This window comes from Colwellia marinimaniae, from assembly GCF_002207865.1.
In the GTDB taxonomy this organism is placed as follows: Bacteria; Pseudomonadota; Gammaproteobacteria; order Enterobacterales; family Alteromonadaceae; genus Colwellia; species Colwellia marinimaniae.
Window position 1 is genome coordinate 1 of the sequence record NZ_BDQM01000164.1, and the last position, 344, is coordinate 344.

Sequence of the window (344 nt, forward strand, 5' to 3'; positions counted from 1 at the left end):
AATCCAGTCCCTCTTCCACCTGCTGATCTGCGACTTATCAACGCCCACAGCTTCCGCTGTCTTCTCAGTTCCAAGCATTGCGATTTTGTTAAGCAACGCACTCTCGATTCGTAGAGCCTCGTTGCGTTTGTTTGCACGAACCATATGTAAGTATTTCCTTAGATAACAATTGATTGAATGTATGCAAATAAATGCATACACCATAGGTGTGGTTTAATTTGATGCCCTTTTTCAGGGCTGGAATGTGTAAGAGCGGGGTTATTTATGCTGTTGTTTTTTTGTTACTCGGGAAGGGCTTTACCTCTTCCGCATAAACGCTTCCATCAGCGTTTATAGTTAAAAAA

The 344-nt window shown here is 42.2% G+C and carries 1 protein-coding gene; it reads right to left on the reverse strand.

Annotated elements, in window-relative coordinates:
• Positions 1-204, reverse strand: a 204-nt coding sequence (locus MTCD1_RS18720) for a CII family transcriptional regulator (RefSeq protein WP_369007717.1), incomplete at its 3' end; no start/stop codon positions are given.
• Positions 205-344: the final 140 nt, after the last annotated feature.